Raw genomic sequence first — 24,471 nt, 5'->3', positions numbered from 1 at the left:
GAATGGAGAGCTCCATGAAGGCGTCTGCCGGTATCACCGCCCTGATTCTTTCCCTGCTGCTGACAGCCTGTGGCTGGCAGCTGCGCGGTACCACCAGTAAACCCAATCTGGAAACCCTCGCGGTGTCGGGTGCCAGCACCGAGTTACGCTATACGCTGGAAGACGAGCTGGAAAACCAGGACGTCCTGGTGCACGGCGAATCTCCCTACCTTTTGGTCATTGATGATGAGGACTGGATGCGGCGCACCTCTGCCGTGGATGCGCAGGGTCGACAGGCCGAAATCGAACTGCGCTACACCCTCTATTGGCATATTGAGGACCGCAAGACCGGCGCCCTGCTGACGACCCCCAAACGAGTCATGGCGCTGCGCACGCTGCCCTGGTATCCGGAGAACGCCACTGCATCCTCCGACGAAGAAAGCATGGTGCGCGACGATCTCTACGAAGACATGAGCTATCGCCTGATCAACCAGATTGCTACCGCATCCCAGCGCTGGGAGCCCTACTGATATGCGCCTGCGTCCGGAGCAACTTGGCAAGCATCTGTCCTCCGGGCTGATGCCGGTCTATCTGGTCGCCGGCGACGAACCCCTGCAGCAACAGGAGCTGCTGGACGACCTGCGCCGTGCCGCACGCGATCAGGGTTATGACGAGCGCCATCGCTTTTCCGCCGACACTGGCATCGACTGGAATGCAGTGCTCAATGAAGCACAGAGCATGAGCTTGTTCGGCGGGCGCCGAATTCTCGAGCTGGTGCTTGGAGAAAAGCGGCCCGACAAAAACGGCAGCCAGATCCTGCGCGATCTGTTCGCCAACCCGTCTCCTGACACTCTGATACTGATTCGCTGCTCCAAACTGGATCGTCGCAAAGACATGAAAAGCGCCTGGGTCACGGCCCTGGACGAGATTGGCGCCATCATTGAAGTGTGGCCGGTGGAAGGCAATCAACTGCGTAACTGGTTACAGGACCGGCTCGCCAGCCGCGGGCTGCACGCTGGCGATGACGCCCTCGCCCTGCTGATCGAACGGAGCGAAGGCAACCTGCTGGCCGCCGCCCAGGAAGTGGACAAACTTGCCCTGCTGGTCGACAACGGCCAGGTATCCCCTGAGCATGTTCAACAGGCGGTCGGCGATTCCAGCCGTTACTCCCCCTTTGACCTCACCGAAGCCACCGCCCAGGGCGATGCCCACCGGGTACTGCATATCATCCAGACCCTGCGAGCAGAAGGCGTCGAACCACCGGTATTACTGTGGGCCCTGAGCCGTGACATTCGCATCCTTGACGGCATGCTCGGCGGCGGGCCACCACCGCGCCTGCCCCCACAGCGAGCCCGCGCCATGCAGGCCCAGGCCAACCGTCTTAACCCGCAGCAACTGCGGGCCGCCCAGGCGAGCGCGATCCGCGCCGATCAGTGCGTCAAAGGCATGGCCAAAGGCGACCCCTGGCAACATGTCACCAACCTTGCCCTGCGCCTGGCTGGCCAGCCCCTGCCCAGAAGCCTGGAACGGTAACCTCCCCTGTAATGTGGAGGTTGTTTATTGGCCCCAACTCGACGATCTGAAAATCCTTTTTCGTCTCTGGGAAAGCCCGTGAACCTTTTCGCCCCTCCTGATCCAATTGCGTGTAGCCTGTAGCGTGTAGTCACTACAGGAGTCAGATTATGCCCACCGCCCTGATCCCTATCGCCGACGGCAGTGAAGATATCGAAACCGTCACCCTGATCGATGTACTGCGCCGGGCGGACATTGAGGTCACCGTCGCCAGTGTCACCGGCAAACCCGGCATCGTGGCAGCACGGGGCACCCGCATCGAGGCAGACGCCCTGATTGATGATCTGGTGGACACACCATACGACTTGATCGTGCTTCCCGGTGGCATGCCTGGCGCCGATGCGCTGGGGAGCAACGAGAAGCTCATCGCCAAACTAAAGCATCAGAAAGCCAGTCGCCGTTTTTATGGCGCCATCTGCGCCGCCCCCGCGGTGGCGCTGGCACCCCACGGCCTGCTGGATGATGTGGAGGCCACAGGCCATCCGTTCTTTACCGATGCCCTGCCCAACAAGCAACGGCTAGAGGAACGTGTAGTACAGGATGGGCACTGCCTCACCAGCCGCGGCCCCGGCACCGCACTGGAATTCGCCCTTGCCCTGGTCGACGCGCTGTGCGGCCGGGAAAAGCGCGACGAGGTCGCCACCCCCATGGTGATATAAAGAGCGGCTGACAGCGCCCCTCGCTACCGTCACACCGTACCCTGAAGGGGCTTGCCTGCAAGCGATGCTGCGTAGGGCCGCGCTCTGCGCCAGCTGGCTGGCTCCCACAACAGCGACGCAGCCAGCCTGTAGGCGACCGAGCCTCAGCAAAGCCGCCCCTGCAAGCAACGAGACACTTGCGAACCCATATTTGGCTCAAACTGCCATCACCCAATGGCAGAATTCTGCTAGCCTGTCAGTCCACGATCAACAGCAGCAGAACAACAATGAGCGAACCTCGCGACACATCCTCGATCAGCTTTACTGCACTCTATACCGGCCACGTCTGGACCCGCGACGGCATCTCCGCTCCGTTCTTCCGCACCCGCGGCGGCGCGTTTCTCTACGGTGCCCTTGCCCCGTTCGAATTTGTCGGCCGTCACATTGTCGGCGGCAATATCCGTACCTTTCTACTGCAACGGCATCATCTGATTGACCATCGCCTGCACCAGTTGATCGAAGCCGGTGTAACGCAGGTCGTGGAAATCGCCTGTGGGCTGTCGCCTCGGGGGCACCGCTTCTGCCAGCAGTATCCGCAGCTCACCTATCTGGAAACCGACCTGCCTGACATGGCACATCGCAAACAGCAACTGCTGCAGGAACATGAGGTACTCAGCGATCGCCACCGGGTAATGCCCATCAATATTTTTGCCGAAGACGGCGAGCTGAGCCTGACCCATGTGCTCAGCCAGCTGGATCAGAGCAAACCGGTAGTGGTCATTACGGAGGGGCTGGTGAACTACTTCCCGCTACCAGTCATCTCAGAGTTCTGGGCCAAACTGGCGACCGCATTGTCCGCCTTTCCCCAGGGCACTTACCTCACCGACAACTATCCGCTGTATCGGGGCATGCCCTTCTACCGCACCCTGAAAGTGCTGGGCAACCTGCTTGGCGCAGTATCGCGCAGCCAGGTCGGCTTCCACTTTCACGCCGACGACGAAGCCATTGCCCACTTCAAGGCACAGGGTTTCGACAACCTGTTGATTCACAATCCGGCAGACCATTACGGCCAGTTACCGATCCCGGTCACGAGAGGCAATCCGATGGTGCGGATTCTGGAAGCGGTTAAGAGCAGTTAACAGTGAACAATGAATAGTGAACAGCGCACGGGAAGGCTTTTCACTTAACCTTAACCAAAGAGGCCGCACCCGATTTTCGGACGCGGCCTTTTGTGTTGGACCTTTCTTTTGTCTTTAGCTGTTAACTATTCACTGTTAACTGCCTTCCGAGCTTATCCGTAAATCCGGTGCACCTTGTCTTCACTTTTGGGGCGCAAAAAATACTGGCTGTCCTTGAGTAGCTCGGTGAACCGTTCGGCAAGGGCGATGTTGCCGTGTTTGAACAGGCAACGCAGATAGCCTTCACCGTCGTAATCGAACACCAGCAAATCCAGCTTGAGTTCGGGACTTTCCAGATACAGGGTGCAATCGCGGGCATGGTCTGCCAGGGAAAAACCCGGCTCATCCAGCTTGATCAGACAACCGAAAAAGTTGATGTCCACCACCTTCACCGGTTTGTTGAAGCGAAAGCGGTCACCGACCCGGGATTCGCTGGTGACATGGCCACGGGTGTTGCAGGGAATCAGGCGCTCGGCACGGCGGCGGTCAAGCTGTTTGGACTCCCCTTTTCGGAAATAACGGGTCCCTTCCACATTCTCGATGGACTCGCCACGCAGAAAGGTGGAAAAAAGATCCAGTGAGACTTCACGCTTTTCCAGCTGGGGCAAATGGTCTGCACCCTTGATCAACACGAATTGCGCATTGGGGCACTTCTCGGCAAATGATGCGTTCTCCCAGGGCAGGGTAAAACTGTCGTATTCACCAGTGGTGACCAGGGTTTCGCATTGCGGGTAACCCAGCAGACCTTCAACAGACAACAGACGGCTGCCATTAATCACATAGCGTTCCTGCTCGTTCTCGGACAACTTTTTCATTTGCCGGTAAAACAGCTTTCGCGCCGTAGGCGTGATGCCGGTTTCCTTGATCCGGTTATAGTTCACCAGATACAGCACCACCGCCTGACTGAACTCATCCATGCGGCCCTCACCCAGCACCCGCTTGGATTCATCGACCAGCATGCGCCAGCTCTTGCGAGGACGGGTCACGATACCGGCGACAATCAACTTGCCGGTTTCTTCCGGATACTTGTAGGCAAAGGTGCTGGCAATGGCTGAGCCCAGCGACAGCCCCATGAGATGCACTTTCTGCAGGCCAGACAGGCGGGTGAACTCAAACAACAAATCCGCCAGGTCTTCCATGCTCAGATCGGGGGCGATCTGGGTGTTATTTCCCAGCGAGGGCAGATCCACCAGAATCACCGGGAAATCTTCGTAAATACGCTCTACACAGTATTTGTAGGAGGTGAAATTCTGAAAGGCACCCCCAACTACCAGCAACGGCGGTTTGTGGGCATTGGCCGGGCTTGAGAAAGCAAGGTAATCAATCCGCCAGTCACCTGCCCATAGCTCAATGGGGTCGGCCTTGATCGCTGAACGGGTGTACTCCTGATACTGGATGGCCATGGTCTCTGGCTCCGTTCTGTTGTTCTTGTTGTAAGGCGCCTTGTGGCAGGCACGCAAGTTTTATTGGTTTTGGCTGCTGCGATTTTGGCACAATCGTGCCAGAAAACAGGAGGTTAGCCCGACAAACGCAGCAAAGGCCTTTAATTCTTCATTATTTGGGTGCAAGCGTAAAGCGCCAGTTATCGCTATAATGGTGGCCTTCATTTGAATCACATTTGTAACCCTATGGATATCCAGCAATACATGCAGCGACTGGGCGAGCAGGCTCGCCTGGCTTCCCGGTCAATGGCCCGGGCCAGTTCCGGCGACAAGAACAAGGCATTGGCGGCCATCGCCAGCGCCCTGCGCAACCACCGCAGTGCGATTCTGCAGGCCAATCAGCAGGATCTGGATAACGGTCGCAATAACGGCCTGGATGCCGCGCTGCTTGATCGCCTGGAACTGACCCCGGATCGCTTTGACGGCATGGTAGAAGGGCTTGAACAGATCATCAGCCTTGCGGATCCGGTCGGGGTGATCACGGATCTGGCTTATCGCCCCTCGGGTATTCAGGTTGGCAAGATGCGGGTACCACTCGGTGTCATCGGTATCATCTACGAGTCTCGCCCCAACGTGACCATCGATGCTGCCGCCCTGTGCCTGAAATCCGGCAATGCAGCCATTCTTCGAGGCGGCTCAGAGGCCATCAATGCCAATCAGGCCATTGCCGAGTGCCTGCGCATCGGTCTGCGTGAGGCCGGCCTGCCGGATACCGCCGTCCAGGTGGTGGAGACCACCGATCGGGCGGCCGTTGGCGAGCTGATTACTCACCCTGAATATGTGGATGTGATTGTTCCCCGCGGCGGCAAGGGCCTGATCGAGCGGATCAGCAACGAGGCCCGGGTACCGGTCATCAAGCACCTGGATGGCAATTGCCACACCTATATTGATGATCAGGCCGATATCGCCAAAGCCATTGAGGTGGCCTACAACGCCAAGACTCAGCGCTACGGCACCTGCAATACTACCGAGACCCTGCTGGTAGCCAATGCCATTGCCCAGCAAGTGTTGCCGCAGCTGGCCGCCCGCTATCAGGATGCCGGCGTGGAACTGCGCGGCTGCGAGCTGGCCCGCAGCATTGTGGATGGCATGAGCGAGGCCACCGAAACCGACTGGGGCGAGGAATACCTGGCACCGGTGCTGGCGGTGAAAATTGTTCGGGATCTGGATGAAGCCATTGATCATATCAATCGCTACAGCTCCGGCCATACCGAGGCGATTATCACCGAAAACTATACCCGGGCCCGTCAATTTTTGACCGAGGTGGACTCCAGCTCGGTGATGGTGAACGCCTCCACCCGTTTTGCCGACGGTTTCGAGTACGGACTGGGCGCCGAAATTGGCATCTCCACCGACAAGATCCACGCCCGTGGGCCGGTCGGACTGGAAGGACTCACCAGCCAAAAATGGGTAGTGCTGGGTGATGGCCACATCCGTCAATAATGCTCACGCACTCTACGCACCCCCCTCGCACGCGACCAGCGTGCTGTGGGTAGCGTGATGCGTAACAGCGCCCCTCTTGTCTTGTTCGGCGGCACCTTCGATCCTGTCCATCGCGCCCATATCAGCGCAGCACGGGCGGTGTCAAAGGTGCTGGGGGATGCCCCTGTGCACCTGCTCCCCAATGCAGTCCCACCCCACCGCCCGCAACCGACAGCCGATGCCGAACAACGACTCGCCATGTTGCGGCTGGCCTGTCACGAGCATCCCAGCCTGATCGTCGATGACTGGGAACTGCGCCAGCAAGGTCCCAGCTACAGCCTCAAGACCCTGCAGCACTTCCGCCAGCAACACCCTGAGGCCCCGCTGGTATTCATGATCGGCGCGGACAGTTTTGCCAGCCTCCACCACTGGCACCGCTGGCAGGACTACGCCACGCTGTGTCACCTGGCCGTGGTGCCTCGCCCGGACAGCAAACTGGCCAGTGGCGAGGTGCTTGCAGCCTTTCCGGAAAGTGATGCCTATGGGCTTTGTGGACAGCCTGCCGGGTTACGGCTGATGCTTAAACGCCCCTTTCTGGACGTCTCTGCCACCGCGATCAGGGAAGCACTGGCACGCAAGGGCGATTGCCCGGCACTGGATCCTGCAGTAAGCGCCCATATTCGCGGCCATCATCTGTATAATGTCCCGACAACAACCCATTCAACCGATCACGAGGCCCCATGAGCGCTGACACCCCGCTGCTGCCACAGGTAATTGACGCCCTGGAAGAACTGAAAGCGCAGAACATCACCGAGCTGGACGTCCGCGACGTGACCAGCATGGCCGATTACATGGTGATCGCCAGCGGCACCTCCAACCGTCATGTCAAAGCCCTGGCGGACAATGTGGTCGAGGCTGCCAAGAAGGCTGAACACCCCCCCATCGGCACCGAAGGCGAAGACACCGGAGAGTGGATCCTGGTGGATCTGGGCGATGTGATCGTTCACTTGATGCTGCCGGCTACCCGCGAGTTCTACGACCTGGAACGACTGTGGCGCAACCCGGACCACCATCCCAACCGCGACCAGCAGACTGACGCCTGATCCATGCGCATCTTTCTCCTGGCTGTCGGCACGCGTATGCCAGGCTGGGTCAATGACGGCTTCGCCGAGTACCAAAAGCGCTTACCGCCGGACATGCGGCTTGAGCTGGAAGAAATCCCCATGCCCAAACGGGCCAAGGGTGACACTGCCAGCCTGGTACGCAGCGAGGCCGACGCCATTCGCAAACGCCTGGAGAAGTATCCAGGCGCGAAAACCGTGGCGCTGGAAGTGCGTGGCCGGGCGCTGGATACCCATGCTCTCAGCCACAAGCTGGGCGAATTGAAGGACATCGGCCAGGATCTGGTCATTCTGGTGGGTGGCCCGGATGGACTCTGCCCGGAGCTCTCAGCCCAGATGCAGGAACGCTGGAGCCTGTCCAACCTGACTCTCCCGCATCCCCTGGTGAGAGTATTACTGGCTGAACAACTGTATCGGGGGTGGACGTTGCTGACTGGCCACCCCTATCATCGCTGATCGTTTTACGCTCACCCGACGCCTTTTATGCGCAAACCGCTTACCCTGAAAGATCATCACCACGAACAGCGCATCTTCAGTGTGCGGCTGGTGGTGAGCGTTTTTCTGGTGCTACTGCTGACCGGCGTGTTGCTGGCGCGCATGTTCTGGCTGCAAATCATCGAGCACAGCCGCTACACCACCCTGAGCGACAACAACCGCGTGCAAACCCGGGCGATCTCGCCTCCGCGCGGCCTGATCACCGACCGTGACGGTGTCATCCTTGCCGATAACCGGCCCGACTTCTCACTGGAAGTGGTTATTGAGCAGGCGGGAGATCTGGAAGCCCTGCTGGCCGAGTTGGGCAAACTGGTGGAGCTGGATGCCGGTGACCTGGAGCGCTTTGACAAGCGCCGCACCGCTGCCCGCCGTCCCTGGGAACCGGTCCCTGTCCGTGGCCGACTCACAGAGGAAGAAATTGCCCGTCTGGCCGTCAACCAGTTTCGCCTGCCCGGCGTGCGCATCTCAGCCGACCCCATCCGTCACTACCCCCACGGCATTCTGTTCTCCCATGTCCTTGGCTACGTGAATCGCATCAATGCCCAGGATCTGGACGCCATGACCCTGGAGCAACAACGCAACTACGCTGGTACCCACTTCTACGGGCGTACCGGGATCGAACGTTTTTATGAAGATCGCCTGCATGGCGAAGTTGGCTACCGCCAGGTGGAAACCAATGCCCGGGGCAGAATTCTGCGGGTGCTGGAAGAGCAGCCTCCGGTCCCCGGCAAAGACTTGCGCCTGCGGCTTTCCATGCGCGTGCAGAAGGCTGCCTATGAAGCCCTGGGAGAGCGCCGTGGCGCGGTGGTGGCCATCGACCCCCGCGACGGCAGTGTACTTGCGTTTGTCAGCCGCCCCGGCTTTAACCCCAATCTGTTCGTGACCGGCATCAGCCACAATGATTATTCCGCCTACCGCAACGATCACGACAATCCCCTGTTCAACCGTGCCCTGCAGGGCCGTTACCCGCCGGGCTCGACAGTCAAACCCATGCTCGGCATTGCCGGGCTCGATGCCGGGGTAACCAACTGGCAACGCTCGATCTTCGACCCTGGCTACTACCAGCTGGAAAACGACCCACACCGCTACCGTGACTGGAAGCGCTGGGGACACGGCCGTGTCGACCTGCATCTGGCGGTGGTGCAATCCTGCGATACCTATTTCTATGACATGGGCTTCAAGCTCGGCATTGATCGCATGCATCGCTACATGAACCTGTTTTCCCTGGGGCAGCACACCGGCATTGACCTGTTCAATGAATCCACCGGCATCATGCCGTCGAAACAATGGAAAAAAGCCGCCCGCGGCCGCCCGTGGTTCCATGGCGATACCATCAATACCAGTATCGGACAGGGCTTCATGCTCGCCACTCCGCTACAGCTGGCCACCGCCACCGCGATTACCGCCAATCACGGCAAACAGGTAATTCCCACCCTGGGCGGCGAGCGCCAGCCGGTAGAACGGGACACCATTGTTCTGAACGACGAAAGTAATTGGCAAAAGATGACTGACGCCATGGTGGACGTCACCGGGGCCCGCGGCACCGCCCGTATCATGGCCGTAGACGCCAAATACCGCATGGCAGCAAAATCCGGCACCGCCCAGGTGTTCTCCGTGGGGCAGGACGAAACCTACAACGAAGACGAGCTGGCAGAACGGATGCTGGACCATGCGTTAATGGTGTCCTATGCCCCCGCCGACAAGCCCGCGATTGCGGTAGCCGTATTGGTCGAGAATGGTCGCCATGGCGGCTCCACCGCCGGGCCGGTCGCTCGCCAGGTGATGGATGCGTGGTTACTGAATGAGCAGGGCGAACTGGATGTGCCAGAAGTGTTTGGCGACAGTGCCAGTGCACCAGAGCCCACCCTGACCGACAACAGCGGAGACACCCCGTGAGCCAGCGCGAATTTATCCGCCAGATGCCAGGCCATGCCTCAGGCAGCTTGTCTCCGGGACTGGCAGAAAGGCTGCATCTGGACGCCCCGTTGCTGGCCAGCCTGCTCCTGCTGATGCTCGGCGGCCTGACCGTACTCTACAGCGCCGGCGGGGAAAGCATGGAGCTGGTCGTTCGTCAGTGTATTCGCTTTGGAGCCGGGCTCACCGCCATGTTCGTGCTGGCACAGATCCCCCCCCGCAGCTACCGGTTCTGGGCCCCAGTCATCTACTCTGTCGGCCTGATATTGCTGATTCTTGTGCTGGTCATGGGGACCGAAGCCAAGGGCGCGCAACGCTGGCTGAGCATTCCCGGCGCGGGTCGCTTTCAGCCGTCTGAGGTCATGAAACTGGCGGTTCCGGCCATGGTCGCCTGGTATTTCAGTGAACGCACCCTACCCCCGCGGCTCAGCGATGTGTTGGCCGCCTTGTTACTGCTGGGTCTCCCCGCCATGTTGATCGGACTACAGCCGGATCTGGGTACCGCGATTCTGATTGCTGCCAGCGGGCTGGTCGTGCTGTTTATGGCCGGTCTGTCCTGGCGTCTCATTGCCGTTGCAGTGTTGCTGGTCGTGACCGCCGCCCCGGTCATGTATTTCTTCGTGATGCACGATTATCAGCGTAATCGGGTAGACACTTTTTTGAATCCCGAAGCCGATCCCCGGGGAACTGGATGGAACATTATCCAGTCCAAGACTGCCATCGGCTCAGGTGGACTGGACGGCAAGGGTTGGCTCGACGGCACCCAGTCACGGCTGGATTTCCTGCCGGAATCCTCCACCGACTTCATTCTTGCGGTGCTGAGTGAAGAATTCGGACTCATGGGTGTCTGCCTGCTGCTGGGCATGTACCTGATTATTGTCGGGCGCGGTTTTTTCATCAGTTGGCAGGCACAGGAAACCTTTTCCCGACTGCTGGCTTCCAGCCTGATCATGACGTTCTTTATCTATGTGTTCGTCAACATCGGCATGGTGACCGGGCTCATGCCCGTAGTAGGGGTTCCGCTACCCCTGATCAGTTACGGTGGCACCTCGATCGTGACGCTGCTGGCCAGTTTCGGCATGCTCATGTCGGTACACACGCACCGCCGGCTTATTGGATACTGAATACAGACAACAAGGAGAAGCGACGTTGCGTCGACTTTACCCAGGTATTTTCGCTGGCCTGCTCGGCCTGTCTTCCCTCGCCCAGGCCGAAAAACCGGCTCTGGAACACGTCTGCCCTGCAAGCAGTGACTACGCCAACCGCGAGCTGGCCGCCCCAATGATTCAGGCGCTGGTCAAACAAGGGCTCGACGAAGACCGTATCCGCGCCTTGCTGGACAGCGCCAAATGCCAGCCCAAAATTCTGGAATCCATCGCCCGACCCGCGGAAAAGACTCATACCTGGGCAACCTACCAGAAGATTTTCCTGCAGGAGAGTCGTGTCCAGAAAGGCGTGGAATTCGCCCACACCCACGCAGATGCGCTTGCACGCGCCGAGAAAACCTACGGTGTCCCGCCGGAAATCATTCTTGCCATTATTGGCGTGGAAACCCGCTACGGCCAGCATATGGGCACGTACCGGGTGGTCGATGCGCTGGCTACACTGGGGTTCGACTATCCGCCACGGGCCACCTTCTTCCGCAAGCAGCTACAGGCCCTGTTCGAACTGGAACAACGTGCGCATATTGATGCCGACAGCATCACAGGCTCCTACGCGGGCGCCATGGGCTTTGGGCAATTCATCCCCACCAGCTATCAGGCCTATGCCGTTGACTTCGACAACGACGGCGTCATCGACCTGGTCAATAACCCGGTAGACGCCATCGGCTCGGTGGCCAATTACTTCAGCGAGCACAAATGGAAACCGGGGCAGCCAGTGGCCGCCCGCGCGCACCTTTCGGGCAATGGCTACGAAGCGCTGGCCAAAAAAGGCTATAAACCTTCCTTCACCCTTGCCGAGGCGCGCCAGGCCGGCGTTACCCCGGTGAGCTGCGATGGCCGCTTTGCCAGCGAATACTGTTTTGACCTCCCGGACAGCACCCGCGTTGCCCTGCTCGACTTGCAAGGCACTGACGGTGCCGAATTCTGGCTGGCCACCGACAACTTCTACACCATTACCCGTTACAACCACAGTCGCCTGTATGCCATGGCCGTGTTACAACTGTCCCGACAACTGGCAGAGGCACTGGAGAGCGGACAATGAAAAGGCTGGCCACCGTTACCCTGGCAAGCGTCTTTCTGGGCGCCTGTGTCACCGCCCCCGCACCGGACAGCGACAAGGAGTCCCCCGCTGTTAACCAGGGGGCGCCGGGCTCCGACCGGTACAGCCTGCAGCAAGACACCGCTCCCCACGCACCCCGTGACATTTCCGGCGTGCAGGAGCCTGTGCCGAAACACGAGCCCCTGAGCCGCTACGGCAACCCGGAAACCTACAGTGTCTGGGGCAAAACTTACCGGGTCCTGCCTAGCGCAGACGGCTACGTGGAAGAAGGCAAGGCCTCCTGGTATGGTCAAAAATTCCACGGCCATCGCACCTCCAGCGGTGAAGCCTTCGACATGTACCAGTTCACGGCGGCCCATCGCAGCCTGCCGCTGCCGACCTACGTTCGGGTCACCAATCTGGACAATGGCAAGAGCCTGGTGGTCCGGGTCAATGATCGCGGTCCCTTCCACTCGGAACGTATCATCGATTTGTCCTGGGCTGCCGCAGTACGCCTGGGGATCGATCAGGCGGGCACCGGCCGGGTGCGCGTGGAAGCCATCAACCCCGCCAGCAGCTCTCCCCAGGGCAATACTGTTCCCACTGCTGTACGAGCGGCAGTAGACAGTCCGCCGCCAGCACCGGCCACGGCGGCGGCAACCGGTGGCGGCCTGTACCTTCAAGCCGGAGCCTTTCAGGACCGCAGTAGCGCAGAGCGCCTGCAACAGGCACTGCAGGTGCAGCTCGGTCTGGCCACGGAAATCCGCCAGCAGGCCAGCCTGTATCGAGTGTGGATCGGCCCCTACGGTGATGACAGCCAGCGCCAACAGGCCAGGCAACAAGTCGCTGATGCCGGTTTTGACCGTCCCATGCCGGTGAGTTACTGAGACACGGTACAAATTACCGCTGGCAACGCCTAGAATGCAGCCATTGCACGCCATCGGGTTTTTTCCTGTTACTGCGTCAGGAAAGTACAGGCAGCCCCGACCCCAATAACCCCTGAACTCTCAGGCAGACAAGGAACCACAGGCAGATAATCATGCGCCCCCAGTCGTTTCGTTTTTTCTTTTTCGTCGTCCTTACCTTTGTGGGCACCACCCTGTCCTTGCAGGCGAGCGCCAGCATGGTCCCACGAGCCCCACAAATTGATGCCCGCGGCTACTTGCTGATGGACGCCGCCAGCGGCCACATCATCGTCGAGCACAACGCGGAACAGCGCCTGCCCCCCGCCAGCCTGACCAAGATGATGACCGCCTATATCGCCGAAGCCGAGCTGCAGAAGGGCAACCTGTCCGAAGACGACATGGCCCCGATCAGCGTCAAGGCCTGGAAAATGGGCGGTTCACGGATGTTCGTTAAGGAGGGAACCCGCGTCAGCGTTGGCGAGCTGCTCAAGGGCATCATCATCCAGTCAGGTAATGATGCCAGCGTGGCCATGGCGGAATATATCGCCGGCTCCGAAGACGCCTTTGCCGACCTGATGAACCAGCACGCACGTCGCCTGGGCATGAACCAGAGCCACTTCATGAACGCCACCGGCTGGCCGGCGGAGAACCACTTCACTACCGCCCGCGACATGGCCATTCTTGCCCGCGCCATCGTGCGTGATTTCCCCGAGCACTACGATATTTATGCCGAGAAGGAATTCACCTACAACGGCATCACCCAGCAGAACCGCAATCTGTTGCTGTGGCGGGATGAGAGCGTGGATGGCCTGAAAACCGGCCATACTGAAGAAGCTGGCTACTGCCTGGTCTCTTCCGCCAAAAAAGACGGCATGCGTCTGATCGCTGTGGTGATGGGCACCGATTCCGAAGGGGCCCGCGCACGGGAATCCCAGAAACTGCTGACCTACGGCTTCCGCTTCTTCGAAACCTACAAGGCCTACAGCGCTGGCGACATCCTGGACACTGCCGAACTGTGGATGGGTGACAAGGATCAGGTCCGTCTGGGGCTTGCCGAAGACCTGGTGCTGACCATCCCCCGCGAAAGCCATGAAAACCTCAAGGCTGAAGTCACCGTGAATCCCCAGCTGCAGGCCCCCATCAACCAAGGGGAAAAGTACGGTACCGTGACCGTTCGGATGAATAACGAGCTTCTGGTAGAAAAACCCCTGGTGGCGCTGGAAAGTGTCGAAGAGGCGGGTCTCTTTACCCGGTTATGGCACCACATCCTGCTGTTCTTCAAGGGCCTGTTCTAGGAACCGGTATGACGCAGGTCTACCTGAACGGCAATTTCATGGCCCCCGACCAGGCGCGCATCTCGCCCCTGGATCGGGGGTTTCTGTTTGCCGACGGGGTCTATGAAGTGATCCCCGCCTACAATGGCGTCCTGTTTCGCTTCGACGAACACCTGCAGCGCCTGGAACGTTCGCTGGCAGAAATCGGCATTCACAATCCCCATGATCCGGCGCAGTGGCGCTCGCTGTGTGATTCTTTGGTGGCACACAACGGCGGTGGCAATCTGTCGGTCTACCTGCAGATTACCCGTGGCGCCGCCCAAAAGCGTGACCATGCGTTTCCCGTTCCACCGGTGACCCCCACGGTTTTCATGATGACCAGCCCGGTGGCGGTACCCGCCGCAGACAGCCCCGACACTGCGCAGGGGTCACTGGCCATCACCCTCGATGACATCCGCTGGGCCCGCTGTGACATCAAGTCCATCTCGCTGTTGCCCAACAGCCTGCTACGGCAGCAAGCGGTGGAGGCTGGTGCCGCCGAAGCCATCCTGCTTCGTGATGGCTTTGTCACTGAAGGCTCTGCCAGCAATGTGTTCATCGTGCGCAACGGCACCATTGTCACGCCCCCCAAGTGCCATGCCATTCTGGGCGGTATCACCCGCGATCTGGTGGTGGAGCTGTGCGTCGCCGAGGGGCTGCCGGTTGCAGAACAGGAAATCAGTGAGAGCCAACTGCGGCAAGCGGAAGAAATCTGGGTCACCAGTTCCACCCGGGAGATCGTTCCCATCATCCAGCTGAACAACAGTCCGGTAGGCAGCGGCCAGCCTGGCCCGGTGTGGAAGACTGTTGCCCGGCACTACGTGAATTTTAAACGCCGCCTGTGCGGCCTGGACCAGGAGTAGCCCCATGGCCATTCAGGAACACCTCTGGGAATTCCCCCATGCCATGCAACTGAAAGTGATGGGCGCCGCTGACGCCCCGCTGGAGCAGGCGCTGATCGAGATTCTCTCTACCCATCTGGACGACTTTGATGCGGCCAGCCATCTGACCAGCAAGCCGAGCAGCAAGGGGACCTTTGTCTCGTTTACTGCCCAGGTCACCATGCGTAACCGTGAACAGGTGGAAGCCATCTATAAGGCGCTGAACGCCTGCCCTCATGTTAAAATGACCATCTAGCCACGCCCCAGTGATGCAGCGCCCGGTCCACGGGCGCCACCAAGAGGCCATACCACGTCCCCCTCTTCGCTGATGTGCACAGTGTCACATATCCTGATTACACATCGTTACCGCGCGAAACAGCCTGACACCCAACCCCCACCAAGCATGTCTATCACTGGCACTGCCGTGCCCGTAGTGTCGATCCCATAACAACAACCACAGGGATTCGACGTCATGAAATTGCTGACACTTACGGGATTGCTCAGCTCTTTGGTGATTGTTCTGGCCTTCCAGAACAGCCCGGCACCGACCGAGGGCCATCGCCACGCCGGCATGCCTGCTCCCGCGGATATCATCCCTGCCATGCCGCGCAGCCCACACATACTGCAGCGCGCAAATAGCCTACCGGTACACTTCGACGCCTTTGAAACCATTAATCTGCATGATGATGACGGCATCGAGTTCGGCATTAGCGTCCAGGAACTGAATTTACATCTGGTAAACCAGAAAACAGGGAATCGCCTGATCTGATCGAACAGAACACAGACAGCAAAAGTATCTGGTTAACTGTTGTTACCCCGAATGGGGTCTGCCCTTAAGCCCGGCTTTGCCGGGCTTTTCTTTGCATGCGGCTTGGCCGTCACCGCCCCAGTCAGCCTGTGCGGCCTTTGCCGCCGGGGATGCCCAGATTGCCTTCATTCTGTTGGCGCCACACTATGAGCTGGCCGTATAATCGCGCCATGAACGCCCTCATCCGCTATTTCCCCACTGTTGACTATTCTCCCTGCTGGCAGGCCATGCGTGCGCTAACAGACCACCGTGGCGACGACACTGAAGATGAACTCTGGGTGCTGGAACACCCCCCGGTCTTTACCCTTGGCCAGGCAGGCAAGCCCGAACATGTGCTGAACCCGGGCGATATCCCTGTGGTGAACTCTGACCGTGGAGGCCAGGTGACCTATCACGGGCCAGGGCAGACCGTGATCTATCTGATGCTGGACATCAAACGTATCGGCCTCGGTAGCCGAGGCCTGGTCACCGCCATTGAGGACAGCATCATCGAATTTCTCAATGACCAGGGCATTAATGCCGCCAGCCGTGATGACGCCCCCGGGGTATACGTGAACGGCGCCAAGATTGCCTCGCTGGGGCTGCGCATCCGCCGTGGCGCCACCTATCACGGACTCGCCATCAATCGCGATATGGATTTGTCGCCCTGGCAGCGCATCAACCCCTGCGGCCATGTGGGACAGCCCATGACCACGCTGCGTGCACTGGGAGTGACCCTGGAACGCGAGGAAACGGAGCAACAATTGGTGACCGTATTAGCCAAACGTCTTGGCCTTACGCCACGGACAGCACCCCTTCCGGACTGGTACAATAGCCCTTCCACTCTTTCTGCTGGCTGACACCCTCGGCCACACACGGTGACGGACACTTCATGAGCGAGCAGGCACAAGCCAAACGCAAGGTTCAGATTGGTGACAAGCTGCGTGGTGCGGACAAGGTTCGTACCATCCCCATGGTCAACGAAGAAACCGGCTATCAGCGAAAGCCCGACTGGATTCGCGTACGAGTCCCGGCCAATGGCGAGATTCAGCGCATCAAGAGTCTGCTGCGCAAGCAGAAACTGCACACTGTCTGCGAAGAAGCTGCCTGCCCCAACCTGCCCGAATGTTTTGGCGGTGGCACCGCCACCTTCATGATCATGGGCGACATCTGTACTCGCCGCTGCGCCTTCTGTGACGTCGGATTCGGTCGCCCCAACGCCCTCGACCCGGAAGAGCCCCTGCATCTGGCTGAGTCCGTGGAGAATCTGAATCTCAGCTATGTGGTCATTACCTCGGTGGACCGCGATGACCTTGCCGACGGTGGCGCCGAGCATTTCGCCGAATGCATCCGTCAGGTACGCAGCCGTACACCGAATACGCGTATCGAGATTCTGACCCCGGATTTCCGCCCCTGCCTGGACACCGCGGTGGACATTCTGGTGGAAACCGCCCCGGACGTGTTTAACCACAATATCGAAACCGTTCCCGAGCTGTACAAGCACATTCGCCCAGGCGCCCGTTATCAGCATTCACTGGACCTGCTGAAGCAGTACAAGGCTCGCCGGCCGGATGTCAGCACCAAAAGCGGCATCATGGTCGGGCTGGGTGAAACCTTCGAGCAGGTGATCAGCACCATCCGCGACCTGCGCGCGCACGACGTGGACATGATCACCATCGGCCAGTACCTGCAACCAAGCAAACACCACGCCCCGGTGGAACGCTACGTGCACCCGGATGAATTCCGCGAATATGCACGGGTAGCCGAAGAACTGGGGTTCACTTCCGTGGCATCAGGCCCGATGGTACGCAGCTCCTACCACGCGGACCTGCAGCACCAGGGCGTGGATGTGGGCCTGCACAAACCCGCATAAGCCAACCTCGCACCGGGAGAGGAATTTACAATTCCTCTCCCTTCGGCCCACTGACCGCCAGCGCGGTTTACGCTAACCTCTAGTCACATTCTCATCCCCTCTCACTGCCGGGACCCTTTTCTATGTTGCCTGTATTCGCCCGGGGAGCGCTCCGCCCTCGCGTGTTGCTGACATTCCTGTTCTTTCTCCTCCCTCCCCTTTCCCTGGCGAGTCCGCCGGTACCTGTGCTGCAGCCTGTGCTAGCTGCTGCCGATAAACTGAAGTTGGACCATAACAGTCTCAGCATGGCGGCCATTCCTCTGAATGGCCCCGGTGAGTCTCAATATCTGAATGCCAATGAAGCCTTCAATCCCGGATCCATCATGAAGGTCATTACCACTTTTGCAGCACTGGAACTACTCGGCCCCACCTACCAATGGCATAGCCGAATCTATACCGACGGCGTCATCGAAGAGGACACGTTAAAGGGCAACCTTTATTTTGTAGGCAGTGGCGATCCCAAACTCACCGAAGAGCGCCTGTGGCTTTTGTTACGGGAACTGCGCGCCATGGGAATTGCTCACATTCAGGGCGACCTGGTGCTGGATGGCAGTGTCTTCAACCTGCCCAACGGCATCGCCGATTTTGATGACGACGGCGGCAATCCCAACGCCCCGTTTCTGGTCAAGCCCAGCGGCCTGCTGACCAATCTTAACGTGGTCCGCATTCGATCACGGGCCGACGACCGCGGCATTCACAGCTGGATGGAGCCATCCCTTTTCGGGGTCAAACTGGACAACCACATGGTTCCGCGCAAATACGGCCATTGCCCGCGCCGCTACCAGTTCGAATACACCCCCAGTCAGACTGAAGATGGGCTGACCGCCATTACGCTCACCGGAGTGCTACCCAATGGCTGCTCCACCGCCAGCTATCTGGCCTTGATGGAGCAGGCTGACTACACCGGCGCCCTGCTGGTCAGCCTGTGGCAACAGCTTGGTGGCACGCTAACCGGTCAGATCCGAGAAGGCCTGCATCCGCGAGACAACACCACCGAATTACTCGCCACCACGTCATCCCGGGATCTGGTCACCATGGTTCGCGACATCAACAAGTGGAGCAATAACGTGATGGTCCGCCAGGTCTACCTGACGCTAGGTGCAGAAAACCGCCAGCCAACAGATGCCGACGACCTGGCTGCCGCCGACCGCACCATCCGTGAGTGGCTGGCACGTAAAGGGGTCGATGACTCCGCCATGATCTTTGAAAACGGCTCGGGCTTGTCCCGCAAGGAAAGAATTACCGCCCGACAGATGGCGTCGCTGCTTCAGCACGCGTGGGAAAGCCGCTTTTCCGCCGAACTGATTGCATCACTCCCCCTTGTCGCCATGGACGGCACCATGCGACGCAGGCTGGGCCATGCCGACATGGCAGGTATGGGGCATATCAAAACCGGGTCACTGAAAAATGTCCGATCGATTGCCGGCTTTACCCGTGACGAAAACAATACCACCTGGGCTGTAGTTGCCATGATCAATGATAACCGGGCCTGGGGAGCGGAAGCGGTACTGGATGAATTGATTGAACAGGTACACTTGGCCGCCCGGCAACAAGACGTGCGTACCGCAGGGCAATAGTCCCGTCCGCCGAGCTAGACGAGTGCCCAAGTCGCACCCTTCATCAGGAGAACATCATGATTACCGTGCACCATCTGGAAAACTCCCGCTCCTTGCGCATCGTCTGGATGCTGGAGGAACTGGGCATCGACTACCAGATAAAACACTACAAACGCGACAGCAAAACCATGCTGGCGCCCGCTGAACTGAAAGCGATCCACCCGCTGGGCAAGTCGCCGGCGATTACCGATGGTGAAACCACAATTGTCGAGTCCGGCGCGATTATTGAGTACCTGGCCCGCCGCTATGGCGGCGAAGCATGGCAACCCCCGGCCGACGACTCACGCTGGCTTGAAGAGCGTTATTGGCTGCACTACGCCGAAGGCTCATTGATGCCCCTGCTGGTGATGAAACTGATTTTCGGCCGTATACCGCAGTCGCCCATGCCGTTTTTCGCCAAGCCCATCGCCCGGGGCATCAGCGGCAAGGTCATCGGCAGCTTTATCGATCCGCAATTGGACACCCATCTCGCGCAAATCGAGCAACATCTGTCCGCCAATACCTGGTTCACCGGGGATACCCCTGGCTGTGCGGATATCATGATGAGCTTTCCGCTGCAGGCGGCCAGCGCCCGTGCCAATCTTGACCATTACCCTGGCATCCGCCGTTTCCTGGAGCAGATGGAGCAACGGCCGGCCTACCAGCGTGCCGTTGACAAAGCGGGTCCACTGAGCCCCATGCGCTGACAGCGGTAAGCTCTCTCCCTTGCATGCCAGGGACCCAGATGCAAAAACCGGCGCCCCGCCGCCATGCGTTCAAGAGCGTGCAGTACCACCAACCTCCAAACAGCCCGCAGGCCAGCGATGGACAGGAGAATGACGGAAAAGGGTAATGAGCAGGCCATACTGGAGAGCTGGCAACGCAATGCCACCCCCTGGACCAACTTGATCCGACATCAGTCGATCTCAAGCCGCTGCATTACCAATCCTGCCATAGTGGAAACCATCGCCGCCCTGCAACCAAAGCGTGTACTGGATGTTGGCTGCGGCGAAGGGTGGTTGTGTCGTGCCCTCTGCCAACACGGCATTCATTCCACGGGGATTGATGCTATCGATACGCTGGTCGAGGCGGCCCGGCAACAGCACCCTCCCGGGGAGTACCTTCAGCTACCCTATGGAGACATCCCGGGCCCCCTGGCCGGCCGCCATTTTGATGCCGTGGTCTGCAACTTTTCCTTGTTTGGCGATCAATCAGTCAGTGACCTGATCCCCACCCTGGGCTCGCTACTGGCACCACAGGGGCATCTGCTTATTCAGACCCTGCACCCCGCCATGTCCCATCAGGGGGACTACAGGGAAGGCTGGCGCAGCAACAATTGGCAGGGGCTGAAAGGCAACGTTGACACGCCGTTCCCATGGTATTTTCGATCATTTTCAGGTTGGCTATCGCTGATACAGTCACACGGATTCCGTGTGACTGTCCGCGAACCTCTTTGCCCCGATACTCATCAGCCTCTGTCGTTAATACTAACGGCCAGAAAACAGGAGCTCTGATGGCCAAATGGCTCCTGCTACAGGATGCTTACACCTGTTAACAAAGTGACGATAGAGTTCATGAAGGCCTGGGCATAACGTTGGTGCACGATATGCTCACAGGTCATCTCTCATGATTCTGCTTTATTTCCTGCTGGTGTTTGCCACCGTTCTGGCCCTGTCACACTGCCTTTACGTGCTCAAGCAAGCGCATCATGATCCGTTGCCGCAAGAGCCCCTCCCTCCGCGCGGGTTGCCCCGTACCGAATTTAGCCTGCACCTGATTTCCCGGCATAATCTTCCCTCGTGACCGATACGCACACCGCAAACATTGCAATAAATTCATAAAATCCCCTTAAATCCAGAACCGATCCGCAGCGTTATCCTCTAAACCCCTGACAGAAGGGAATCGAGAAGGAGACAATGCCATGCAATCCCGTTCTATTATTCTTGGTCTGGGCGCGGCAGTGCTGCTGAGCGCCTGTCAAAGCCAACCGGAACAACCGGTGAATCCCACCGCCCAACAAATTACCTATAGTGGCATGCTCCCCTGTGCCGATTGTTCCGGCATCCGAACCACCCTGACCCTGTACCGGGACCAGTTCGACAACCCCACCCGTTTTCAGCTCCGGGAGGAGTACATGAATGGCTCCAACGTCGTGACCAGCGCGATCGAGCGCGGTGACTGGGAACAAACCATCCGGCTGCAAGACAACAAACAGCTGGAGGTGTACACCATCAACCCCGGCGACCCGGACAGCGATCGCCAGTTTCTTCGTGATGCCGTCAATGCGGTCGAGCTGTTGGACGAGAATGGCGAGCTCATTGAAAGCAACCTGAACTACAGGCTGCTGCGCAAATAAACCCTCGGGCACACACAGGGCGAAGGCGACACGTCTTCGCCCGAAGCTGCGGCTGGTCATACTCACACCGGCCCGTTCAGGCCCCCCCYCCCCCYCAATCGTCTGAAACAGCACACGCCCTTTATTCCCCCCTCCCCCTGCACTTCAGGCTGTAAATAGGAATGACTTGCATTAACGCACCCTCAACCCTATCATTGCGACCCGGAATTGAAGCTGATTCGTTGATTCTTGCGTGCCATACCACACTCGCGGGCCTGTCTGACATATCATTGTCACTGACCGCACGGAGAATATGGCCCGCCTTTTTATCGTATTAACAGGGGCTCGCTGGTCTTAGTGGTCTTTCACCCGCCCCCAAGCAGGAGTTTTCCATGCCTCCCATTTCTCTGCACTTGCCCGAATGGTTTGTCAGCGGCGGCGCCACCATGTGGGTGCTGGCATTCCTGTCAGTGGTCGCCCTGGCCACTCTGATTTCCAAGATTCTGCAGTTCGCCCGCGTTCGTCCGGGCAATACCCGCCAGGCTGACCAGCTGCTGGACGCTCTGCGCCAAGGCAAGCCACCCGCCAAGCCGGGCAAGCTGACCAGCCCCATCGATCGGGTTCTGTGGCAGTGCTGGAACAACCGAAATCTGGAAGAAGCGGCCTGGCAGGAAGAAAGTCTGCGCCTGGCGCGCACCGCGCTGGATGACCTGCGCGGCGGCCTGCGGGTACTGGAAGTGATCAGTGCGATCGCCCCGCTGCTGGGTCTTCTGGGCACCGTCTTCGGCATGATCGGCGCCTTCCAGGCGCTGGAAACGGCAGGTTCCCAGGTAGACCCCTCCATCCTCTCCGGCGGTATCTGGGAAGCGCTGCTGACCACCGCCGCTGGCCTGACCGTGGCAATTCCGACTTTGGCAGCCTTCCACTGGGCAGATCGTAGCATCGAGCAGTGCCGCGAAAAGCTGCAAGATCGCCTTTCGCGCCTCAAAGTGGTGCGCAATATCCACGCAGAATCCGAGCCGGTAGAAGAAGATCGCGACCCGGCGGTATCGCATGCATATTGAGCCGGAACGCCATCGGGCCCCCTTTATCAGCCTGACACCGCTGATTGATGTGGTCTTTATCTTGCTTGTGTTCTTTATGCTGGCCACCCGGTTCGGGCAGTTCAATGATCTGCCCGTAAACGTGCAGCCGGCGGACGGCACCAACAAGCCTGATGAACAATGGCTGGTCGTGCAGGTGGAAACCGACGGCAATCTGACCCTGAACGGAGTCAGCTTCACCCCCGACGCCATTGCCGACCGACTGGACCCACAGAAAAACAAGGTGTGGGTAACTGTGAGCCCGGATGCCAACCTGCAGCAAGCGCTCACGGCCGTTGATGCCATCAAGGCCGCCGGTGTGAAAGACGTCCAACTGGAGTTGTTACCATGATGATCATGGAAACCTCTTCCCGGCGCCCGCCGCTGGAGCCGGTATTGCCGCTGATCAATGTGGTTTTCCTGCTGTTGATTTTCTTCATGTTGGCAGGGCAACTGGCCAAGCGTCCGACTGTCTCGGTGGAAACGCCCGTCAGCCAGAGCGCCAATGGTCAGGAAGCCCGTGACAAGTTGATGCTGATTCTCAAGCCGGATGGCCAATGGTTTGCCGAGGACAATGACGAGCCTCTGGACCGCACCGCCCTGGTTGCCCTGTTGGGTGACAATCCGGAAGAATCTGAAGTGCGTCTGATGGCCGATGCCGGCATTACCATGGCCGCTCTGCGCGAACGTCTGGAAACCCTTCAGGAACTCGGTGTGGAACAAGTTCGTCTGGTTACGCAGAGTGACCCCGCAGCAAAAAGCATGGAAGCACCAGCACTGACCGCTAACAGTGAGGCCTCACAATGAACGGTCGCACATTGCTCTCCTGGTCCCTGTCCATTCTGGTTCACGCCAGCGTCATCGTCACCGTTGGTGCCCTGACACTGGCAGGCGGGCGCCCGGCCAAACCCGGCGTCACTGAAATTGCTATCAACCTCTCGGCGCCGCCGGCGCCCGTGCCAGCTGCCGCGCCCGTGCAGCCGAAACCGGTAGCCCCCGCGCCGAAACCCAAGCCCAAACCGAAGCCAAAACCCAAGGCAAAGCCCAAGCCGAAACCAAAACCGAAGCCTGTGGCCAAGCCGGAACCCAAACCTGAACCAGTTGCCGAGCCTGAACCGAAAGTCGCCAAGACCAGCGAAGAGGAAGCAGAAAAAGTCAGCGAACAAGCGGCCTCCCAGAATCAGCCGGTTGGCGCAAAAGGTATTGCTGGCGACCCCGGCAAGGGTGTCCACCGTTCAGGCGACACGGATAATCTGCTCAACCGTTATCTGGCCAAGGTGCGTAACACCATTGATTACAACAAGCAGTACCCGCACCGCGCCAAGATGCGTCGTCAGCAGGGCACGGTGAAAATTTCGTTCGTGATTAATGCCAGCGGCCGCGCCGAACAGGTGGAGATCGTGGAAAGCTCCGGCAGCCGCATTCTGGATCGCGCCACCACCGAACTGGTCGCTCGTCTGCGTTTTGATGCGCCGCCGAAGGACCTCAAGAACATTCCAGTCAAAGTCATTGCACCAGTGGATTACAGCCTCAGCAATAGCTAAGGGCCACCCCCCGTTGCCTGATCACGGACGTGGTGGGTAGATTGATTGCAGAGGCATTCCGTCGTTCTCTGGCTTTGTTGATCCGTTGAGCTGGTTGCGTTTCTGGAATCCTCACCTCGCTGGGTCGGTTCCCCATGCAAGCATGGTTACTCGC

Annotated in this window: 28 protein-coding genes; 27 read left to right on the top strand and 1 reads right to left on the bottom strand. The window is 59.2% G+C overall.

The genetic code is table 11. The features are described from left to right. The first annotated feature begins 14 nt into the window (after positions 1-14). From D4A39_RS10655 to D4A39_RS10640, 4 genes are all read left to right on the top strand, one after another. Positions 15-509: an LPS-assembly lipoprotein LptE gene (locus D4A39_RS10655; RefSeq protein WP_022986838.1), complete on the top strand. Its 495-nt coding sequence runs from the start codon at positions 15-17 to the stop codon at positions 507-509. A 1-nt stretch (position 510) separates the two neighbouring features. Continuing rightward, complete coding sequence (holA, locus tag D4A39_RS10650; RefSeq protein ID WP_022986837.1) at positions 511-1,512, top strand: DNA polymerase III subunit delta; 1,002 nt, start codon at positions 511-513, stop codon at positions 1,510-1,512. 149 nt (positions 1,513-1,661) lie between these two features. Next, the gene (locus D4A39_RS10645) at positions 1,662-2,210 is read left to right on the top strand and encodes a DJ-1 family glyoxalase III (RefSeq protein ID WP_022986836.1); all 549 of its coding nucleotides are present in this window, start codon (positions 1,662-1,664) and stop codon (positions 2,208-2,210) included. Positions 2,211-2,476: 266 nt separating this feature from the next. Then, positions 2,477-3,328: a class I SAM-dependent methyltransferase gene (locus D4A39_RS10640; RefSeq protein ID WP_022986835.1), complete on the top strand. Its 852-nt coding sequence runs from the start codon at positions 2,477-2,479 to the stop codon at positions 3,326-3,328. A 152-nt stretch (positions 3,329-3,480) separates the two neighbouring features. Here D4A39_RS10640 and D4A39_RS10635 read toward each other — a convergent pair whose 3' ends face one another. Next, complete coding sequence (locus D4A39_RS10635; RefSeq protein WP_022986834.1) at positions 3,481-4,770, bottom strand: alpha/beta fold hydrolase; 1,290 nt, start codon at positions 4,768-4,770, stop codon at positions 3,481-3,483. Positions 4,771-4,995: 225 nt separating this feature from the next. Here D4A39_RS10635 and D4A39_RS10630 point away from each other — a divergent pair, with 225 nt between their 5' ends. From D4A39_RS10630 to D4A39_RS10525, 23 genes are all read left to right on the top strand, one after another. Beyond that, entirely contained in the window at positions 4,996-6,252 is a 1,257-nt protein-coding gene (locus tag D4A39_RS10630; protein ID WP_022986833.1) for a glutamate-5-semialdehyde dehydrogenase, read from the top strand. A gap of 57 nt (positions 6,253-6,309) precedes the next feature. Further along, entirely contained in the window at positions 6,310-6,975 is a 666-nt protein-coding gene (gene nadD, locus D4A39_RS10625; RefSeq protein ID WP_022986832.1) for a nicotinate-nucleotide adenylyltransferase, read from the top strand. Continuing rightward, positions 6,972-7,334 (top strand): ribosome silencing factor, encoded by a 363-nt coding sequence (gene rsfS, locus D4A39_RS10620; RefSeq protein ID WP_022986831.1) that lies wholly within the window; start codon positions 6,972-6,974, stop codon positions 7,332-7,334. The genes nadD and rsfS overlap by 4 nt, the downstream gene beginning before the upstream one ends. A 3-nt stretch (positions 7,335-7,337) precedes the next feature. Beyond that, on the top strand, positions 7,338-7,808 hold the full coding sequence (gene rlmH, locus D4A39_RS10615) for a 23S rRNA (pseudouridine(1915)-N(3))-methyltransferase RlmH (RefSeq protein WP_022986830.1): 471 nt from the start codon (positions 7,338-7,340) through the stop codon (positions 7,806-7,808). A gap of 27 nt (positions 7,809-7,835) precedes the next feature. Further along, complete coding sequence (gene mrdA, locus D4A39_RS10610) at positions 7,836-9,743, top strand: penicillin-binding protein 2 (protein ID WP_022986829.1); 1,908 nt, start codon at positions 7,836-7,838, stop codon at positions 9,741-9,743. Continuing rightward, positions 9,740-10,885, top strand: a complete 1,146-nt coding sequence (gene rodA, locus D4A39_RS10605) for a rod shape-determining protein RodA (protein WP_119918083.1) — start codon at positions 9,740-9,742, stop codon at positions 10,883-10,885. The genes mrdA and rodA overlap by 4 nt, the downstream gene beginning before the upstream one ends. Positions 10,886-10,910: 25 nt before the next feature. Further along, positions 10,911-11,966 carry a lytic murein transglycosylase B gene (mltB, locus tag D4A39_RS10600; RefSeq protein WP_022986827.1) on the top strand — a complete coding sequence of 352 codons (1,056 nt, stop codon included), beginning with the start codon at positions 10,911-10,913 and terminating at the stop codon, positions 11,964-11,966. Further along, a complete protein-coding gene (locus D4A39_RS10595) occupies positions 11,963-12,850 on the top strand; it encodes a septal ring lytic transglycosylase RlpA family protein (RefSeq protein WP_022986826.1) in 888 nt (295 codons plus the stop codon). Before mltB ends, D4A39_RS10595 begins: the two co-directional genes overlap by 4 nt. Before the next feature lie 152 nt (positions 12,851-13,002). Beyond that, a complete protein-coding gene (locus tag D4A39_RS10590) occupies positions 13,003-14,163 on the top strand; it encodes a D-alanyl-D-alanine carboxypeptidase family protein (RefSeq protein WP_022986825.1) in 1,161 nt (386 codons plus the stop codon). Positions 14,164-14,171: 8 nt separating this feature from the next. Continuing rightward, positions 14,172-15,044, top strand: coding sequence for a D-amino acid aminotransferase (locus D4A39_RS10585; protein WP_119918082.1), 873 nt, complete (start codon positions 14,172-14,174; stop codon positions 15,042-15,044). A 4-nt stretch (positions 15,045-15,048) separates the two neighbouring features. Continuing rightward, positions 15,049-15,318 carry a YbeD family protein gene (locus D4A39_RS10580; protein WP_119918081.1) on the top strand — a complete coding sequence of 90 codons (270 nt, stop codon included), beginning with the start codon at positions 15,049-15,051 and terminating at the stop codon, positions 15,316-15,318. 216 nt (positions 15,319-15,534) lie between these two features. After that, positions 15,535-15,831, top strand: a complete 297-nt coding sequence (locus tag D4A39_RS10575; RefSeq protein WP_119918080.1) for a hypothetical protein — start codon at positions 15,535-15,537, stop codon at positions 15,829-15,831. Between the two features lie 209 nt (positions 15,832-16,040). Continuing rightward, on the top strand, positions 16,041-16,709 hold the full coding sequence (gene lipB, locus D4A39_RS10570; RefSeq protein WP_031227150.1) for a lipoyl(octanoyl) transferase LipB: 669 nt from the start codon (positions 16,041-16,043) through the stop codon (positions 16,707-16,709). 32 nt (positions 16,710-16,741) lie between these two features. Then, positions 16,742-17,722, top strand: coding sequence for a lipoyl synthase (lipA, locus tag D4A39_RS10565; RefSeq protein WP_119918079.1), 981 nt, complete (start codon positions 16,742-16,744; stop codon positions 17,720-17,722). 122 nt (positions 17,723-17,844) lie between these two features. Next, a complete protein-coding gene (gene dacB / locus D4A39_RS10560; RefSeq protein ID WP_022986819.1) occupies positions 17,845-19,338 on the top strand; it encodes a D-alanyl-D-alanine carboxypeptidase/D-alanyl-D-alanine endopeptidase in 1,494 nt (497 codons plus the stop codon). Between the two features lie 56 nt (positions 19,339-19,394). After that, on the top strand, positions 19,395-20,063 hold the full coding sequence (locus D4A39_RS10555; RefSeq protein ID WP_022986818.1) for a glutathione S-transferase family protein: 669 nt from the start codon (positions 19,395-19,397) through the stop codon (positions 20,061-20,063). 129 nt (positions 20,064-20,192) lie between these two features. After that, a complete protein-coding gene (locus D4A39_RS10550; protein WP_022986817.1) occupies positions 20,193-20,870 on the top strand; it encodes a class I SAM-dependent methyltransferase in 678 nt (225 codons plus the stop codon). Positions 20,871-20,982: 112 nt separating this feature from the next. Further along, positions 20,983-21,159 (top strand): hypothetical protein, encoded by a 177-nt coding sequence (locus tag D4A39_RS17775; RefSeq protein ID WP_022986816.1) that lies wholly within the window; start codon positions 20,983-20,985, stop codon positions 21,157-21,159. A 118-nt stretch (positions 21,160-21,277) separates the two neighbouring features. Beyond that, positions 21,278-21,712, top strand: a complete 435-nt coding sequence (locus tag D4A39_RS10545) for a copper resistance protein NlpE (protein WP_119918078.1) — start codon at positions 21,278-21,280, stop codon at positions 21,710-21,712. A 371-nt stretch (positions 21,713-22,083) separates the two neighbouring features. Further along, the gene (locus D4A39_RS10540) at positions 22,084-22,755 is read left to right on the top strand and encodes a MotA/TolQ/ExbB proton channel family protein (RefSeq protein ID WP_022986814.1); all 672 of its coding nucleotides are present in this window, start codon (positions 22,084-22,086) and stop codon (positions 22,753-22,755) included. Continuing rightward, positions 22,745-23,125 (top strand): ExbD/TolR family protein, encoded by a 381-nt coding sequence (locus D4A39_RS10535; protein WP_022986813.1) that lies wholly within the window; start codon positions 22,745-22,747, stop codon positions 23,123-23,125. The genes D4A39_RS10540 and D4A39_RS10535 overlap by 11 nt, the downstream gene beginning before the upstream one ends. Then, complete coding sequence (locus tag D4A39_RS10530) at positions 23,122-23,580, top strand: ExbD/TolR family protein (protein ID WP_119918077.1); 459 nt, start codon at positions 23,122-23,124, stop codon at positions 23,578-23,580. The genes D4A39_RS10535 and D4A39_RS10530 overlap by 4 nt, the downstream gene beginning before the upstream one ends. Continuing rightward, positions 23,577-24,317, top strand: a complete 741-nt coding sequence (locus D4A39_RS10525; protein ID WP_119918076.1) for an energy transducer TonB — start codon at positions 23,577-23,579, stop codon at positions 24,315-24,317. The genes D4A39_RS10530 and D4A39_RS10525 overlap by 4 nt, the downstream gene beginning before the upstream one ends. Positions 24,318-24,471: the final 154 nt, after the last annotated feature.

Source organism: Alcanivorax profundi (assembly GCF_003597125.1).
Lineage (GTDB): Bacteria > Pseudomonadota > Gammaproteobacteria > Pseudomonadales > Alcanivoracaceae > Alcanivorax > Alcanivorax profundi.
This window is presented reverse-complemented; position numbering and strand designations above follow the sequence as displayed.